General features: G+C 43.8%; 12 protein-coding genes and 6 tRNA genes. 8 read left to right on the forward strand and 10 right to left on the reverse strand.

Features of this window, described 5'->3' with window-relative positions; genetic code table 11:
• Positions 1–163: 163 nt before the first annotated feature.
• The 10 genes from DESPODRAFT_RS21120 to DESPODRAFT_RS12015 form a co-directional block, all read right to left on the reverse strand.
• Complete coding sequence (locus tag DESPODRAFT_RS21120) at positions 164–1,018, reverse strand: IS1380 family transposase (RefSeq protein WP_052314677.1); 855 nt, start codon at positions 1,016–1,018, stop codon at positions 164–166.
• Positions 1,003–1,524 carry a hypothetical protein gene (locus DESPODRAFT_RS21125; protein ID WP_052314674.1) on the reverse strand — a complete coding sequence of 174 codons (522 nt, stop codon included), beginning with the start codon at positions 1,522–1,524 and terminating at the stop codon, positions 1,003–1,005. The genes DESPODRAFT_RS21120 and DESPODRAFT_RS21125 overlap by 16 nt, the downstream gene beginning before the upstream one ends.
• Before the next feature lie 158 nt (positions 1,525–1,682).
• On the reverse strand, positions 1,683–3,377 hold the full coding sequence (locus tag DESPODRAFT_RS11980) for a HEAT repeat domain-containing protein (protein WP_004073764.1): 1,695 nt from the start codon (positions 3,375–3,377) through the stop codon (positions 1,683–1,685).
• 12 nt (positions 3,378–3,389) lie between these two features.
• Positions 3,390–4,232, reverse strand: coding sequence for a CheR family methyltransferase (locus DESPODRAFT_RS11985; RefSeq protein ID WP_004073765.1), 843 nt, complete (start codon positions 4,230–4,232; stop codon positions 3,390–3,392).
• A 32-nt stretch (positions 4,233–4,264) separates the two neighbouring features.
• Positions 4,265–5,347 (reverse strand): protein-glutamate methylesterase/protein-glutamine glutaminase, encoded by a 1,083-nt coding sequence (locus DESPODRAFT_RS11990; RefSeq protein ID WP_004073766.1) that lies wholly within the window; start codon positions 5,345–5,347, stop codon positions 4,265–4,267.
• The gene (locus tag DESPODRAFT_RS11995; RefSeq protein WP_004073767.1) at positions 5,347–5,796 is read right to left on the reverse strand and encodes a chemotaxis protein CheW; all 450 of its coding nucleotides are present in this window, start codon (positions 5,794–5,796) and stop codon (positions 5,347–5,349) included. The genes DESPODRAFT_RS11990 and DESPODRAFT_RS11995 overlap by 1 nt, the downstream gene beginning before the upstream one ends.
• Positions 5,797–5,833: 37 nt before the next feature.
• Positions 5,834–9,040 (reverse strand): hybrid sensor histidine kinase/response regulator, encoded by a 3,207-nt coding sequence (locus DESPODRAFT_RS12000; protein ID WP_004073769.1) that lies wholly within the window; start codon positions 9,038–9,040, stop codon positions 5,834–5,836.
• A 194-nt stretch (positions 9,041–9,234) separates the two neighbouring features.
• Positions 9,235–10,464 carry a peptidase U32 family protein gene (locus tag DESPODRAFT_RS12005; protein WP_004073771.1) on the reverse strand — a complete coding sequence of 410 codons (1,230 nt, stop codon included), beginning with the start codon at positions 10,462–10,464 and terminating at the stop codon, positions 9,235–9,237.
• 51 nt (positions 10,465–10,515) lie between these two features.
• Positions 10,516–10,590: transfer RNA gene (locus DESPODRAFT_RS12010), tRNA-Arg, on the reverse strand.
• Between the two features lie 181 nt (positions 10,591–10,771).
• A complete protein-coding gene (locus DESPODRAFT_RS12015) occupies positions 10,772–12,523 on the reverse strand; it encodes a LysM peptidoglycan-binding domain-containing protein (RefSeq protein WP_004073774.1) in 1,752 nt (583 codons plus the stop codon).
• Positions 12,524–12,950: 427 nt separating this feature from the next.
• Here DESPODRAFT_RS12015 and DESPODRAFT_RS12020 point away from each other — a divergent pair.
• The 8 genes from DESPODRAFT_RS12020 (at position 12,951) to nusG (ending at position 14,733) form a co-directional block, all read left to right on the forward strand.
• Positions 12,951–13,026, forward strand: a tRNA-Thr gene (locus DESPODRAFT_RS12020).
• A gap of 10 nt (positions 13,027–13,036) precedes the next feature.
• Positions 13,037–13,121 (forward strand) — tRNA-Tyr (locus DESPODRAFT_RS12025).
• Between the two features lie 89 nt (positions 13,122–13,210).
• Positions 13,211–13,286 (forward strand) — tRNA-Gly (locus DESPODRAFT_RS12030).
• Between the two features lie 43 nt (positions 13,287–13,329).
• Positions 13,330–13,406: transfer RNA gene (locus DESPODRAFT_RS12035), tRNA-Thr, on the forward strand.
• Between the two features lie 107 nt (positions 13,407–13,513).
• Entirely contained in the window at positions 13,514–13,672 is a 159-nt protein-coding gene (rpmG, locus tag DESPODRAFT_RS12040) for a 50S ribosomal protein L33 (RefSeq protein ID WP_040015969.1), read from the forward strand.
• A gap of 10 nt (positions 13,673–13,682) precedes the next feature.
• A tRNA-Trp gene (locus DESPODRAFT_RS12045) sits at positions 13,683–13,759 on the forward strand.
• A 181-nt stretch (positions 13,760–13,940) separates the two neighbouring features.
• Positions 13,941–14,186, forward strand: coding sequence for a preprotein translocase subunit SecE (secE, locus tag DESPODRAFT_RS12050; protein ID WP_004073784.1), 246 nt, complete (start codon positions 13,941–13,943; stop codon positions 14,184–14,186).
• Positions 14,187–14,202: 16 nt separating this feature from the next.
• Positions 14,203–14,733: a transcription termination/antitermination protein NusG gene (nusG, locus tag DESPODRAFT_RS12055; RefSeq protein ID WP_004073785.1), complete on the forward strand. Its 531-nt coding sequence runs from the start codon at positions 14,203–14,205 to the stop codon at positions 14,731–14,733.
• Positions 14,734–14,763: the final 30 nt, after the last annotated feature.

Consider the following 14,763-nt stretch of genomic DNA (forward strand, 5'->3'; position numbering starts at 1 on the left):
CAAGATCATATTTGATGACTTATTGGCCAGCAATCTTAGCTAATCCATTTTTTTACTGAACTATACTTGATTACCCATGGTCAAATCACGCCAGATAGGCACAGTTCACCATTAGCGCTCTGCGCATAACTTCTCCATCCCGATTTTTTACCCAATAATGTGCTTATCCTGGAGAACAACGTAACCGGTACAATACGTTCTCAGCCAATTGGGCAAACGGGTTGATCTTACCAAATGAAATGCTCCACCGCCGACCACTATATATTAAACGGCCAGCCATATACATTAAATCCTGCATAACTGTTCTTAACCTCCTTCGTGAGACTTTTTTTCTACGGTTGATCGGAAGATTGTTCTCATCCTGCTCCTCAAGGCTAATTTGGCCTATGATTCTAAGAATGTTATACGCCAAAAGAGCAAGATGGAGAATCAGGCTGTTGCTGCTAAAACGGCAACTGGGGAAGCGTTCTAACCCAAGATCACTTTTGATTTCTGAATGAAATTGTTCACTGGTTCCATGATCATGGTATAAATTGATGACCTCTTGGGGGCTCAGCCCGGCGATGGTAACCCAATAGGTCTCGACTTCAATTGTGGGAAAAAGCAGGGGCTCCCCTTTTTCTTCATATCGTTCAGTCACTTTGAAGACAATCGGACGTGGCAATGCCCGCCCTTTTGGGTCAACAGTTGTTTGCCCGACCCACACACTTTTGTGTCCACAGCGAATCAATCTAACGCTTTCAGTATTCTGGGCCAGGATAAGCCAACCATCCAAAGATTCTTTACGTAAATTGCGCTTAACCAAGACATCAACACCTTCGCATGTTTTTATTACTTCAAAATTATCCTGACTGTCATTTCCTGAATCAAGACGGATAAGAAGAGGTTCCTGGGTAATCTGCCTGGTTAATTTTAATATTTCTTGAATGAATTCCGGGGTGTTTTTTTGACAATGCTGGCTGCCTTCTCTAAGCTCTACATTGATTAAGTATCCTTCAGTTCCTAAATATCCGAACATTGGTGCATAGCCATCACAGCCTTTGTATGTCCTGGAAACTCCCTCTTTTTCGTTTTTGAATTGTCAAAAGGGCTAACGTCCAGATCTAAGGGAATATAATTGCCGACACTCGTCTGAACCGGTGAAATGGCGGGTGCTTTGCCTCGAATCATTTCAACTGAAGCCTCCTTGATAAGTTCATTGGCAGATTCCCCGATCAGGTCAATGCGTTCACGCAATGTTGATTGAGAAGGACAATTGCTGATTCCCAGAGATTGTGTAAAGAAAAATGGATCCTGCCTGAAAATTTCAATAGCGATATAGTCTGGCTTACCAACACAAATAAGTCCCAACATGGACGAAAGGATCTCTCCATGAGAAATATTAGGATCAACACAATGTACATCCGGTAAATTTTTGAACCGCTGGGCAAAATTAATCGACTTAAGCAATGCACCTACAGGGAGCAATCCGCTTTGACTGACAAGGTTTTCATTTCCATGTTTTACATTGATAGTGGTCGGCATCGGTCTTCACCTCCGAAGTGAATGTTTTTTTAATGCCATTGTATTAATTTTATATTAAAATTTCAATATGTTATAATTAAAAAAGCAATCTTTATGCCGCTAACTCAGGTTAAACATAAAATATAGCATGTTTCCTATATAGGGTATATCACAATCTTCTATTCCGCTTCACAGGGATCGAAGGGCAGCAGTTTACATACGGCTTCTTTGAAATTATTGTCACTAAAGGGTTTGTGAAGGATTCTATTGATGCCGATTTTTTTCAAAAGGGATGCGTTGACATTTACATCTTCTTTTTTTTCTTTTACAAAATCACTTTGAGTGGTGATCATCAGAATGGGCAGATCCGTCCGGGTGAATTTGCGCCTTATTTCCGTAGTCAGTTCCAGGCCACTGATGTTGGGCATATTTAAATCCGTAATGACGAGGTCTGTTTTTCCGGACAGTATCCGTTTCACCGCATCTTCCGGGCGGTGATAGATTTCACAACCAAGTCCTAATGCTGACAATTTGTTCTGGTAAAGCCTGAGCATCATTTTTGAATCATCCACCACTACAATTTTCATTGTAGATGGCGGTTCTGCCTGAGTGTTCCCTGTGATTTGGGATGCAATTTCTTTGGCAAACTCAATTTGACCAATGGATGCCATATTTTTCAAGAAGGCCTTGCGGATGGCAGGAGATGCTTTTTCAGTAATATGTTTACCGGCAAGTTCCCTGAAGGATTCTTCACCCATTAGAAAATTGAAAATATTGGTTGCTTCCGTGTCTATAAGTGCACCTATAGTTAATATGGCTTCAGTGGATTTGTCCCTGATAATATTTTTCAGTCCGGCCACCAATGGTTTGGACAGGTTTTTGTCAATGGCCCGGGCCGCACTCATGCGAACGGATTCTTCGGGATCCTGGAGACCCTGGACCAGGCAGATGGCTGTCCGGGGAGATGGAATACGTTCCATGGCTTCGTACGCAGCCTGGCGGATGTTGGCATCCTGGGGTTGGGTATTGATAATGTCCATGATAGCGGGGATGGCAGCCTGATCCTCAATGTAGCCAAGGGTGGTGATCAGGTGCACCATATAGTCGGCTTCTGCATTCTGGAATGCCTTGGTGAGAAGCGGTGTGGCTTTTTTGCCCATATTGATAAGTTCATCAATGGCTGTATCCCTGATAATGGTGACAGGAGACGATAAAAGAAGGGTTATTTTTTCCAGGTCATAAAGTTCCTGCTTATCTGCTAAGGCCTGGACAACGAGTTTGTTTATGGTTTCATCTTCGCATAGAAAGCTTATCAGGGTGTCTGCTGCCTGGGGATTGGGCATGGCACCGATGGCGAAAATGGCAGCTCTGATAATCTCGGTGTCTGAATGCGTGGTAAACGAAGCAAATAGTTGAATATGTTCGGGTTTGCGGAATACCGCAAGTGATTTAATGGCCGGAATAATAATTTCCGGGTCTTTTTCACCCTGCACAATCTGGATCAGTACCGGGATGGTTTCTTCAATGAACAGATCTCCGGCTGCACGGATAAATTGAATCCGGGTCTTTTTTTCGTTGTTGATAATATATTCTATGACCAGATTGGTATTGCCGTATGCTTTGTCCAGAATCAGATCATACAGGCTTTCCTGGATATCTGTGTTGGAAATCTCTATTTTAGTGAGGTATTCAAGCAAAGGAAAAACTACGTTTTTAGGTCCTTTTGCCAGCTCTGCAAGGGCCATTTTCTGTACTTGAACATCAACGTTGGAATCCGATGCAAATTGAAGCAGGGCCTTGGCTTTAATTATATCTTTTTCGTTGAGACAGAAAATCAGTTCATTAATAAAATCTTGTGCATTAATACCACCCATAACGTCACTCTGCTAACCCTTAAACTGGTAAAATACCGAATTTAAATATCTGAAAGAGGCAAAATGGTCTGTGTCATTTACCAGGGATTCTGTGGAACCAATCAAAAGGTACCCGTCCGGTTCCATAACCTTTGAAATATTTGAATATATTCTTCGGCGATCCTCAGTGGTGAAATAGATCATTACATTTCGGCAAAGGATAATATCAAATTTTCCGATACCGATAAACGGTTTCATCAGGTTCATTTTTTTGAACTGAACCATGGCCCGAAGCTCGTCTTTAACTTTATATTTATCCTCCTTGGGTTGAAAGAATCTGTTAAGCCGGACAGGCTCAAGTCCGCGTGCCACTTCAAATTTGTTGTAAACGCCGTAACTGGCCTTGGCAATGGCTGCATCAGAGATATCCGTACCAAGCAGTCGGATATTGTATTTGTCAATCGTTATACCCATTTCAATCATGGTCATGGCAAGACTGTACAGTTCCTGCCCCGTTGAATTTGCCGCACTCCATATTTTTATGGTAGGTTTGCCAATACTCTTTTTTGAACGCTTATCAATCAGATCCGGCAGTATCTTATGCTGGAGAAGTTTAAACGGTGATTTGTCCCTGAAGAAATAGGTTTCATTGGTGGAAATGGCATCAATAATTTCGCCTTCCAGCTCTTTGTTAAAACCGAATTTGGATTTTTTTATCAAATCCGCATATGAATTGCACTGATATTTGGCAAGCAGAGGATTGAGTCTGGTTTCCAGAAGGTATTCTTTCCCAACAGTTATCGCAATCCCGGATATATCCAGAATATATTGGGAAAATAATTTAAACTCCTCCGGAGTTACTTTGATTTTACTCATAAATATCGTGTCGGTATCGGCTGGGTTTCAGGTTAAACGGTTTTTACGATTTCATCTGCAATTTTTTCTAATGGTGCGATGATATCGACTATCCCGGATTCAATAGGCTCTTTGGGCATGCCGTAAACGATGCATGTCTTTTCATCCTGGGCAATAATGAAACTGCCGTTGTTTTTCATCTGAACGAGCCCTTTTGATCCGTCAGCGCCCATACCAGTCATGATGACGCCTGTGGATCTTCCAACATAGTGCTGGGCAATGGAGCGAAACAGGTAATCTGCCGAGGGTTTGCACGAATTTTCAGGTGGATCATCCGTAATTTTTATTTTTCGGGTCAAACCGTCTGCCCCTGCAACAATTTTCATCTGTTTTCCCCCAGGTGCAATAAAGACTTTGCCGGGCTTAATGATATCCCCATCCTTGGCCTCTATGACTTCAAGGGCTGATTTTTTATTCAGGCTGTCAGCAAGGGAGGCCGTAAATACAGGCGGCATATGCTGTACAATGAGAACCGGTACCTTGAGATCCTTGGGCAGCATCGGTATCATTTTTGTCAATGCATTTGGACCGCCGGTAGATATACCGATACCTATAATTTCAGATTTTGACCTGATGCCGGCCGGTCTGGGCTTTGCCGGGCTATGGGAAACCCTATCTGGAAACGCCACCGCAGCTTTCAGTCTGGCCGGTGGATCAATTATTCCGAATTTATGACGTTTGACATGGCGTACAATAGGTTCAAGGTTTTTTTGAATTTTAAGCATATTCTCTGCCATTTTTCCGTCTTCGGGCTTGGGCAGAACGTCAAACGCACCAAGTTCCAGGGCCCGCAGGGTCAAGGCGCCGCCCTGGTGGGTCAGGGTGGAAACCATGATCACCAAGGGCGGGCTATCCATATTCTGAAGTTCCTGAAGGAGTTCAATGCCGTTCATTTCCGGCATCTCGATATCCAAGGTTATCAAATCCGGTTTGAGGGTTTTAATTTTTGAAAGGGCAACTTTCCCGTTGTTGGCTGTACCTACCACCTCAATGCCCGGCATCTGCTTGAGTGCGTCTCCAACAATTTTCCGGTAGACAATTGTGTCATCAACCACAAGCGCTTTGATGGTGTTCATTATTCTTTGAGCACCTCATCAATATCAAGAATGCCGATCAACTGATTTTTTGTTTTTAAAACGCCCTGGAAATATTTACCTTTGACACCTCCGATATTTGAAGGTGCCGCCTCTATATTTTCCTTTTGGGTGATGACCACATCGGAGATGGAATCCACCAGAAGTCCGATATGCTCATCTTCAGAATTGACTATGATGTTGCGGTTGTCTTTGCTTGGGACGACCGGGTCCAGACCTAATTTTTTGCCCAGGTCAATAATGGTTACAATTCTGCCCCGAAGATTTAATATCCCTTTGATGTATTCAGATGACTGGGGTACCTGTGTAATTTCAAAATGTTTATTGATTTCCTGAATATTTAATATGTCGATTCCACAGACGGCCCCGCCAACATAGAACGTGGAGAACTCTATGTCATTGGATGTGGTTTCTTTGGTCTCTTTTTTCATGTAAATCTCCTTAACGGGTATCTTCTTTGTGGGTGTTTTATAAATTCGTGTATTGTCTGATAACAGCCATCAGTTTTTCCCTGTCAAGTTTGATCTCATATTCGTCAATACCCGCGGATCTACCTTTTTCAATATGTGCTTCACTGGCAAGGGAGGTCAAGGCAATAACCCCAAGATGTGAGTAGATAGGATCACTCTTAATTCGCTTGGTCAATTCAAATCCATCCATGTTGGGCATTTCCAGATCCGTTACAACCAGGTCAATATCGTCAACGCGTTCTTTTAACAATTCCCAGGCAATAAGTCCGTCTTCAGCTTCAATGACCTTGAAGCCGTCCTCTTCCATGAACTTTTTAACCTGGCTTCTGAAAAAGGCTGAATCTTCGGCAAAAAGGATAATTTTTTCGCCGTCTTCAGCCATGGTTGCTGCTGCCTTGGCCTCGGCGTCAAACCAATCCGGGTTTAAAGTTTTAACCAATTCGAAAATATCAACCAGTAAGGTGGTATGGTTGTTGATGATCATGGAGCCGCTGATGGCAGGCTGTTTCAGAGTAGAACTGTCTATGTTGAGCACAACTTCCTGGGCATCCACAGGCGGGGTGACCATAAGCCCTAATTCCCGGTCTTTAACCTTGAACACAATAACTTCCTGCTGCTCCCTTTCCGGCAGTTGTTCAACGTTTGTCACCTGGGACAGTTCATACAGGGGCAGGGAACCGCCGCGGTACTGGACAACCTTACGGTTGCCGATCTGTTCAATGTCGGATGTTTTGATGCGTTCAATACGTTCCACAATACTTAACGGTGCAGCAAAATGTTCTTTTTCATTATTTTTAAATGTCAGTAACGCGACCTTATCGGCTCTGGCGGCTTCTTCGTCCTTTGCGGCCTTGGCAGCATTCTGGCTTGCTTCCGCAACGGCAGAAAGTTCGGCCATCTGGGCAAGGTTGGAGATATCAAGGATTAAAGCAACCTTGCCGTCACCCATAATCGTGGCACCGGCATAGGCTGTGCATTTCTTTAAATGACGTCCCACAGGTTTCACGACGATTTCTTCGGAGTCATGAAGCTGATCTACCACAAGGCCGTATTTGAATGCCCCGGCAGATACAACCGCAATATTGATCGCAGATGCGGCATGATACCGGCGGTCGCCTTTCGCTCTTTTTGTTTCGCCTTCTGTTTTGTCCCCAGAATCAGGAGCCTTTCCAGGCATGTGGACCCTTGATCTGCGGTCAGAAAGCCTTATCCTGCGGTCTTCGCGTTCTTCGCCGGTTTCAGGATCAACAAACGTGCGCTCTATGCCGAGCATGTCCGCTAAATTCAGAAGGGGAAGCAGCTCACCTCTGAGCCGGACAACCTCCGCATCCCCAACTTTTTCAATTTTTTCTTTGATCTGGCTTGCCGGAATCCTGAGCAGCTCGTTGAGGTTGACCTGCGGAACGGCATAGCGCTCATTGCCCACAGAGGTGATCTGGCTGGGAATAATGGCCAGGGTCAAAGGCAGCTTGATCTGAATGTCAGTTCCCTGTCCGGGTGTTGAATCCAGCTCTATAATTCCGCCTAACGCCTCAATGTTTGTGACCACCACATCCATACCTACACCACGTCCGGACACATCCGTGACTTCTTTGGCAGTTGAAAATCCCGGCAGGAAAATCAGTTCTGTTTTCTGCTTGTCCGACATTTCCGCCACCCTTGATTCCGATATCAGACCTTTTTCAATGGCAGATGAGGCTATTTTGTCAGGATTCAGGCCTCGGCCATCGTCTGAGATGACGATGTTGACCTGACCGGCATCGTGGAATGCCTTTAAAATAATTTTTCCAGTGCCATTTTTGCCCATCTCTTCCCTTTCCATAGGCGTTTCAATACCATGGTCAACGGAGTTTCTTACAAGGTGGGTTAGCGGGTCATTGATGGATTCCAAGATGGTTTTATCCAGCTCAACATCCTTGCCTTCAATTTCCAGTTCTATGGATTTTCCCAACTGGTGCGACAAATCCCTGACCACGCGGGTAAATTTGTTCAGGATATTGGCAATAGGCTGCATCCGTGTGCGCATGATCGCTTCCTGGAGCTCTGATGTGATCATGTCAATTCGCTGACTGGACAGCTCTGTCGCCTTTACGTTAGACGCGTTGACCCCCTGAAGAAGCTGATTCCTGCTGAGCACAAGTTCTCCTGCAAGGTTCATCAACGTGTCAAGCAGTCCGACATTAACACGCAAAGAGCTCTGGGGTTTTCCGCCTATGGCCAAATCTTTTTCCTGGGATTTGGTCACGGTCGTTTCTTCGACTGCCGGTTTGTCCTGCGGTTTTGCGACTGTGGGTGCAGGGGAGGCGACAGGCGTGGATTGAGCTATCACTGCACTCTGGGGTGTTGCTGTTACGGGTTCGACAGGTTGGGGCAGGGGCGGCGGGATTGCACCGGCACTGTCTGCTGAAGCGCTGATCATATCGTCTGTAATGATATGGATGTAACGATTTGCGACACCAAAGAGTGTCTCGGCCATATCATATTCAATAATAGATGCAAACACTATCTGGAAAGGAATCTTTCCGGGCATGCCTGCATCACTGAGCATGCCGGCACCATCGGTATCAATTCTGGTTTCTATAACTGTGCCGGTTTTAGCCAGATTGCTTAAAACCTCTATAGGTTTTTTGGATTTCTGCTGAAAATCGGTAATCAGGTCATATTCAATTAGGAATAGGTTTTTGCCTTCGATCTTGCTGATTTCAATTGCTTTGAGTGGCACCTGCTGGAATTTTCTACCGTCCTTGAGTGCAATATCTGCAAGCGCATCTGTCTGGTTCTCTTCCTGAGCCTCTTGTTGTTCTGCTTTCTGGTCAGGTGCAGACGCACGGGTTATATTTTCCAGAGCCTGGACATGGACGGAGATATCAACCTCATTGCTGGTTTGAATGTGTTTTAACAGACTTTCAAGTTCGTCAAACCCTTTGAGCAATATGCTGATCTTTTCAGAATCGGGGATCAGCTCTCTGTTTCGGATCATCCCTAGTACATTCTCAAGATGGTGTGCAAGGTTTTTAATGGTTGTCAGCCCCATGAATCCCGCACCGCCTTTGACAGAATGGGCGGCTCTGAAAACATTGTTGACCAGATCAAGATCAATGTTTGCGCCCCCTTCCTCTATCGTCAATAAATCACTTTCAATGTCTGCCAAGTGATCCAGTGATTCTTCAATATACATCTGTAGGGTTTCGTCGTCTTCAAACATATTAAAACTCCTGAAGGAATGTCATAGAAATGATTTAATTAAAATATTTGATATAAAAATAATCTACAGACCGTATAATGTAAAGTCAAATTAAAGCGACCGCCATATTTTATACGAACGTTCCAATAAGTTTAAGTTCTTAAATTACTTTCGTGTTTTGTCGTAGGTTGAACCTGGGTGTTGTTACAAAGACTTTATATTTTACGAACAATATCGTTGTGCCGGGCGTCCAGAGGTATCCCAATCAGCAGACGTGTATTGGGTTTCGCATTATCCACGGGCTTGCCTTTATCATTCGTCAGTGACAATACTTTGGCTTGCCGTGCAGGGCCTTGGGGGCTGAGGATCTCTATTTCGTCACCAGGTATCAGCTTGTTTCTGATATCAATCAAGTATAAATTTTTTCCACGGTTTTCAATGATTTTACCTATAAAACTATGAATCTTTCCTTTATGCGCGTTTCCGGGATTCAAGCTGTTTTTTGATTCGTCATCCGGATGGCCAAAATAGAAACCGGTGCAATAAGCCCGGTGATATATCTGGTATAGTTCTGAATGCCATTCCGGACGGACGGAATAAGACCCCGGTGCTGCGATATATGAGTCAATGGCATTACGATATGTTTTGACCACGGAACTCAGATAATTTATTCCTTTCATCCTTCCCTCGATTTTAAAGGAGGAAATTCCGGCATGGATTAATTCGGGGATATGGTCTATCAGGCACATATCCTTGGAGTTAAAGATGTAGGTGCCGCGGCTGTCCTCCTGAACAGGATAATATTCATTGGGCCGAAGCTCTTCCATGACAGCGTATTTCCAGCGGCAGGGATGACTGCACAGTCCTCTGTTGCTGTCGCGGCCGCTTAAGAAACTGCTCAAGAGGCACCTGCCGGAGTAGGACATGCACATGGCGCCGTGGACAAAGGTCTCAGTCTCGATTGTTGTGCGTGATGTAATGATTTTTATCTCTTCAATGGATAATTCCCTCGCCAGATTTATTCGTTTAACGCCTTGTTGTTCCCAGAAAAGGACCGCATTGAAATTTGTGGTATTGGCCTGGGTACTTAAATGTATGTCAATATGCGGAATAATCTGTCTTGCTTTTAGAATAATGCCTGGGTCTGAAATGATTATGGCATGGGGGGCGATTTTGCCTATCCTTTCCAGAAAGGCTTCGATATTGTCCTGCTCATGGTTACGGGAATAAATGTTGCAAGTAAGATATATTTTGACCTGGTGTTTTTCGGCAAATTTTATCGCATCTTCAAGTTCGTTGTCTGTGAAGTTGCCTGAAAAATTTCTCAGGCTGAAATCCTTACCAGCCAGATATACTGCATCTGCCCCGTAATGGACCGCAATTTCGAGTTTTTCAAAGTTGCCGGCTGGTGCAAGTAACTCAGGTTTTTTTAATACATCCGACATTGTATACCAGTTGCTGCAAAATACCCACACAGCCAAGGCTCGTTAAAATAATGGTGCCCCCGGCAGGAATCGAACCTGCGCACAAGGATTAGGAATCCTATGCTCTATCCACTGAGCTACGGGGGCACGAGCTTATTAATTCGAGCTATAAGTATCATAAATTGGCCTTTTAGACAATACTCAAGCTTCCAAATTAATGGGAGATTCGGATATATTCTAAAATTATTATGAAAGCAAGTGATAACATTGATGCGAGTATGATTTTGTCTTAATTTAAGACCTCAATTTCAACATCCTTTAGAATCCATTATTCAACAAGCAGGTTCTGACCGGGATAAATTTTGCTTCTCGTACTCAAATTATTTAATGACAGCAGACGGTCAAGACTCATATTGTGTCGTTTTGCAATACAAAGAGGACTGTCTCCGGATTTAACTTGATATTTTGAGAGGGTTTTACTGTTTTCTGTACCCCCGGTGACAATTCTCAGGCGCTGACCACTGCTTAACCTGCTCCCTGATAATTTGTTAAGTGCTTTAATTTGTGTTGTGGTCGTAGAAAATTTTTGGGCAATCATCCACAGGTTGTCTCCTCTTCGGACGGTATATGTGATCTGTTTTGAGCCTTTGCCCTTCTTGGTCCCTGAGGCTGTCTTCGCTCTTGCCTGGTGCTTTGATCCTGGAATTTTCAATACCTTTCCGGTAGCAATACGGCTTTTTTCTGAAATGTTATTGCAACTGGCAAGGGTACTTACAGAGGTTTTGTGTTTATCGGCAATGCCTGATAAAGTGTCTCCTTTTCGTACGCGGTAGTAAGTATACTTATACTTATACTGAGGTTGAGGCTGAGGCTGAGGAGTCTTCTGGTAAGTCGTTTTAATCTCATCAATCTTGGTCATAAACTGGTCTGCGTGCGCTATAGGTATTTTAATCGTGTAGGTTTCTGGCGGCAGGATTTTATGACGCAATTCCGAGTTGAGAGAAACAAGTGTATCTGTGTCTACATTAATTGCTTTTGCAATATCGCTTAAGCGTATCTGTTTTTTTATATCAAAGGTCTTATATTCAAGAGGCGTTGGGGGTGTGTCTATAACAATATTGTATTTTTCCAGGTTGTTGACAATATGAACAGTGGCCAGAAATCTTGGTACATACCTTGCCGTTTCTCGGGGTAGGCTTTGGTATAGATCCCAGAAATTATCCAGGTAGTTGAGTTTCTGTTGGCGGATTGTCTTTAAAACACGGTATTCCCCGCAATTGTACGCTGCAATGGCAGTGGTCCAGTCCCCGAACAGATTGTGCAATTCCTTGAGATAATCAATAGCGGCCCTGGTGGCTTTTTCAGGATCCATGCGTTCATCTATATAGTGATTACGGGTTAATCCGAATTTATTGCCGGTTGACGGTATGAACTGCCACATGCCAAGTGCTCTTGCTGGGGACAACGCTCTGCTGTTAAAGCCGCTTTCAATCAGGGGAAGCCAGGATATCTCTTCAGGCAGTCCGGCTTTTTTAAGCTCCTGGACAATAAATGGGCGGTAGCGGTAGGAACGGCTAAGTGAACGGATAAAAAAATTACGCTCAGGGCCTGTTAAACATTTTATCTCGGCATTGACATGATCATTCAAAGTGATGGGAATGGCTTCATGATGTCCGGTAACAACAATTTGTCGAGACGCATAAATTTCAAGAATACGTTTAGAGATAAGGTAACGGATGTCCTCTTTTTGCTGATCAAATTCGGAATTGTCAGTGGTTTCAATTTCAAGGATCAGGGCATAGGCTGCATCAAGGCTTGACAATGCTTCTTCAAGGTTATCTTCTTCCCAGTAATTTTGTGCCTCACTGGCAAGTTCGAGGGCCTGGTCTATCTTGCCCTGATCAGAATTCGGGGCTTGGTTCCGGTCTTCTGTTTCATCCTGAAGGGTAGCTTGGTCCTGGTCATCACCCATTTTGAAAGTCTGGTCTGTTATGGGATTATTGGCTGACAAATGGGACTGCTGGCAACCGGTGATAAGAAATAATAAAAAAATTAATGCGGCCAGTTTGTGAGTATTCACTTTGTCTCCTTACCGCTATAAGGTTATTGGTGAGTTTAAATTAAGTTTTTGAATTGCTGTTGTTTTTTTTATTATTGGGTTGAATCTGGGTGTTGATATACCAGATTCCCCATAGCTTTCACAGAAGTTGTATTGGTTTAATGAAGATCGTATGGAATGTCAATGAAAAAAATGTGGAACGATTGTTTTAGAATGTTTCATTAAGTTGTCATAGAAACCGATGAAAATTATATCGTGTTGATGTTTTTAGTCTGATTTTGGGGCGTTGTTATGTCTTTACATGCCTTGAGGCAGATTCAAATTATCTGGTGTTTATCGAAGGCTTAAAAAAAATGCAGTTTTTTTAAAAAAAATGCTTGCCATGGCAAAAATGTTCTGGTACATTTACCCGGTCTTTTTGCTACGGAGATTGTGTAGCTTAAAGTAAGCCGATATAGCTCAGTTGGTAGAGCATCTCACTTGTAATGAGAATGTCCTCCGTTCGATTCGGGGTATCGGCTCCAGAATAGCTTAGGTGGGGTTCCCGAGTGGTCAAAGGGATCAGACTGTAAATCTGACGGCTCAGCCTTCGGAGGTTCAAATCCTCCCCCCACCACCAAAAGAGATGTAGGAGATCTGCGTAGCGTAGTGGATTGCTGGGACTACATAGTCGGTTTGGTTGATTGACTTGATTTAGTCTTATCATAAGCGGGAGTAGCTCAGTTGGTAGAGCTTCAGCCTTCCAAGCTGAATGTCGCGAGTTCGAGCCTCGTCTCCCGCTCCATTCGTAGTTTCCTGTACGCCGGGTCAGATTGTATGGCGCTTAAGCCCATGTAGCTCAGTTGGTAGAGCGCTTCCTTGGTAAGGAAGAGGTTCACCAGTTCGATTCTGGTCATGGGCTCCAAATTATGCTAAAGATTTATTCCGGCATAACGTAAGGTGTCATTTGCCAGCCTAATAGTTAGGCGATGTAAGCAAATCAAAAATAAACGTCAAGTCAAGGGGTTGAAAGTGGACAGAGTACTTATTGCTCTTGCCTGTACTGAGTGCAAGAGAAAAAATTATACAACGACCAAAAACAAACGCAGTACTCCGGACAAGATTGAATTTAAAAAATATTGCAAGTTCTGTAATAAACATCTCGTCCATAAAGAAACAAAAATAAAATAATTTACCATGCAGGTCAGTAGCTCCAATTGGTAGAGCTCCGGACTCCAAATCCGGCTGTTGGGGGTTCGACTCCCTCCTGACCTGCCATTTTTTTTATGGCCTCCTGATCGGTATTTAATGTCGGTCAGTTAGGTGTAAGTAGGTAAATCATCGGTGAAATATGTCGAGATTACAGAAAAAAAAACCTCAAAGTGAAAAACGAAAGCGTGCTGTTGAAATCGACGGCGATACAGGTGTTGCTGTAAGATCGACTGCGCCAGGGAAGCCGATGCAGCCATCATCTGCTGCCAGGCCTGAAAAACCGGTGGGGCAGCCTGGGGTAGATAATCTTTTTGCAAGGACAGTAGAGTTTTTTCGGGAAGTAAAGGTTGAATTAAAAAAAGTTGTCTGGCCGACCCGGAAGCAGACAACTGGAACAACGGTTGTGGTAATTGTGTTCGTATTTATCGTTGCTGTTTTTCTGGGCGTTTTTGATTACAGTCTGTCCAAGCTTGTTCAAGTTGTCCTTACTTAGACTGAGGGAAATTAAGATGTCTTTAAAATGGTATGTCGTCCACGTTTATTCCGGTCATGAGCAAAAGGTGAAGCTTGCCCTGGAAGAGAAAATCCAGGGTTTAAAGCATCCGGAAAAATTCGGGGACATCCTGATTCCTTCCGAAAATGTTGTTGAGTTGGTGGATGGAAAAAAAAGGCAGTCTTCCAGGAAGTTTTATCCTGGATATATTCTCGTGCGTATGCATCTGGATAACGAGACGTGGCATATTGTCAGCTCCACTGCAAAGGTTACCGGTTTTCTTGGTGGGAAAAATAAACCTGCCCCCATAAGCGATAGAGAAGCCCAGACCATTATTGAAAAGATGGAGCAGGGTAAGGAGAAACCCCAGCCCAAATATTATTTTGAGCCGGGAGATGATGTGCGGGTTATTGACGGACCTTTTTCAAGCTTCAACGGTACTATAGAAGAAGTGTCTCCGGATAAGGAGAAGGTCAAAGTGCTAGTCAGCATTTTCGGACGCGCCACTCCAGTCGAATTAAATTTTATACAGGTAACCAAGATTTAGTCGGGTTATAAATAAAGAGTTTCAGGAGTA

Source organism: Desulfobacter postgatei 2ac9, assembly GCF_000233695.2.
Taxonomy (GTDB): domain Bacteria; phylum Desulfobacterota; class Desulfobacteria; order Desulfobacterales; family Desulfobacteraceae; genus Desulfobacter; species Desulfobacter postgatei.

Excerpts from the sequence above, each read along its gene's own strand:
- DESPODRAFT_RS21120 (WP_052314677.1), bottom strand. The coding sequence starts at position 1,018 with ATGTTCGGATATTTAGGAACTGAAGGATACTTAATCAATGTAGAGCTT.
- DESPODRAFT_RS21125 (WP_052314674.1), bottom strand. The coding sequence starts at position 1,524 with ATGCCGACCACTATCAATGTAAAACATGGAAATGAAAACCTTGTCAGT.
- DESPODRAFT_RS11980 (WP_004073764.1), bottom strand. The coding sequence starts at position 3,377 with ATGGGTGGTATTAATGCACAAGATTTTATTAATGAACTGATTTTCTGT.
- DESPODRAFT_RS11985 (WP_004073765.1), bottom strand. The coding sequence starts at position 4,232 with ATGAGTAAAATCAAAGTAACTCCGGAGGAGTTTAAATTATTTTCCCAA.
- DESPODRAFT_RS11990 (WP_004073766.1), bottom strand. The coding sequence starts at position 5,347 with ATGAACACCATCAAAGCGCTTGTGGTTGATGACACAATTGTCTACCGG.
- DESPODRAFT_RS11995 (WP_004073767.1), bottom strand. The coding sequence starts at position 5,796 with ATGAAAAAAGAGACCAAAGAAACCACATCCAATGACATAGAGTTCTCC.
- DESPODRAFT_RS12000 (WP_004073769.1), bottom strand. The coding sequence starts at position 9,040 with ATGTTTGAAGACGACGAAACCCTACAGATGTATATTGAAGAATCACTG.
- DESPODRAFT_RS12005 (WP_004073771.1), bottom strand. The coding sequence starts at position 10,464 with ATGTCGGATGTATTAAAAAAACCTGAGTTACTTGCACCAGCCGGCAAC.
- secE (WP_004073784.1), top strand. The coding sequence starts at position 13,941 with ATGCAGCCATCATCTGCTGCCAGGCCTGAAAAACCGGTGGGGCAGCCT.
- nusG (WP_004073785.1), top strand. The coding sequence starts at position 14,203 with ATGTCTTTAAAATGGTATGTCGTCCACGTTTATTCCGGTCATGAGCAA.